This is a genomic window from Chryseobacterium sp. 27AL (assembly GCF_057815395.1).
Map to the genome: position 1 here is coordinate 1 of NZ_JBYRIW010000027.1, position 1820 is coordinate 1820.

Annotated in this window: 2 tRNA genes and 1 rRNA gene; all 3 read left to right on the plus strand. The window is 43.6% G+C overall.

What is annotated here, in order from left to right:
* Window positions 1-1066 (plus strand): 16S ribosomal RNA (locus AC3WV0_RS18015); the annotation flags it as partial.
* 312 nt (window positions 1067-1378) lie between these two features.
* A tRNA-Ile gene (locus AC3WV0_RS18020) sits at window positions 1379-1452 on the plus strand.
* Window positions 1453-1543: 91 nt separating this feature from the next.
* Window positions 1544-1620 (plus strand) — tRNA-Ala (locus tag AC3WV0_RS18025).
* Window positions 1621-1820 lie beyond the last annotated feature (200 nt).

The window sequence follows — 1820 nt, forward strand, 5'->3', positions numbered from 1 at the left end:
TCTACGTGTAGATAGCTGAAGGTACTGTACGAATAAGCACCGGCTAACTCCGTGCCAGCAGCCGCGGTAATACGGAGGGTGCAAGCGTTATCCGGATTTATTGGGTTTAAAGGGTCCGTAGGCGGATCTGTAAGTCAGTGGTGAAATCTCACAGCTTAACTGTGAAACTGCCATTGATACTGCAGGTCTTGAGTGTAGTTGAAGTAGCTGGAATAAGTAGTGTAGCGGTGAAATGCATAGATATTACTTAGAACACCAATTGCGAAGGCAGGTTACTAAGTTACAACTGACGCTGATGGACGAAAGCGTGGGGAGCGAACAGGATTAGATACCCTGGTAGTCCACGCTGTAAACGATGCTTACTCGTTTTTGGGTTTTTAAGATTCAGAGACTAAGCGAAAGTGATAAGTAAGCCACCTGGGGAGTACGAACGCAAGTTTGAAACTCAAAGGAATTGACGGGGGCCCGCACAAGCGGTGGATTATGTGGTTTAATTCGATGATACGCGAGGAACCTTACCAAGGCTTAAATGGGAATTGACAGACGCAGAAATGTGTTTTTCTTCGGACAATTTTCAAGGTGCTGCATGGTTGTCGTCAGCTCGTGCCGTGAGGTGTTAGGTTAAGTCCTGCAACGAGCGCAACCCCTGTCACTAGTTGCTACCATTAAGTTGAGGACTCTAGTGAGACTGCCTACGCAAGTAGAGAGGAAGGTGGGGATGACGTCAAATCATCACGGCCCTTACGCCTTGGGCCACACACGTAATACAATGGCCGGTACAGAGGGCAGCTACACAGCGATGTGATGCAAATCTCGAAAGCCGGTCTCAGTTCGGATTGGAGTCTGCAACTCGACTCTATGAAGCTGGAATCGCTAGTAATCGCGCATCAGCCATGGCGCGGTGAATACGTTCCCGGGCCTTGTACACACCGCCCGTCAAGCCATGGAAGTCTGGGGTACCTGAAGTCGGTGACCGTAACAGGAGCTGCCTAGGGTAAAACAGGTAACTAGGGCTAAGTCGTAACAAGGTAGCCGTACCGGAAGGTGCGGCTGGAACATCTCATTTTAGAGCGTCTATTGACGATAAACAAAATTAGTATCTTAGGATACAGTACTTACTTCAAAGTAAAGCTTTAGTTTTTTTATTGGTTGATTTATAAGGGAAGTAAAAAGGTAAAAGTAAAAAGAGCCAAGTGTAAAAGTGAGGGAGATAAAAATTACTCATTACCGATTATTTATTACTTATAAAATATATTAAAAATACAAAACCCACTAGAAATTAGTACAGGGATAGAGAGACAAGAGATCAAAAGATTTGAAATTTGAGATTCGGAATTTGAATATCAAATATCAAATATAACAATCTCAAATCTAACAGAGTCTCGTAGCTCAGCTGGTTAGAGCGCTACACTGATAATGTAGAGGTCGGCAGTTCGAGCCTGCCCGAGACTACTAATTAAGTGATTTGAAATTGAAAATTTGAAATTTGAAATTCGTTACGTACGTATGAATGTCAAATCTCAAATCTCAAATCAGACTAGAGGGGGAATTAGCTCAGCTGGCTAGAGCGCCTGCCTTGCACGCAGGAGGTCAAGGGTTCGACTCCCTTATTCTCCACCATCATAGATGGTTTAATTTTAAAAAAGCAGATAGAGCCAAAAACAATATTTGCGAATTGGATCAGAAATAGAAATAAGATCATTGACATTAACGGTAAAGACATCACAAAGAGAAAACCGAGCACTTATAAGTGCTTGAGTAACCTAAAAATAGGAAAGAAATCGTTAAGGGCGTATGGCGGATGCCTAGGCTTTCAGAGG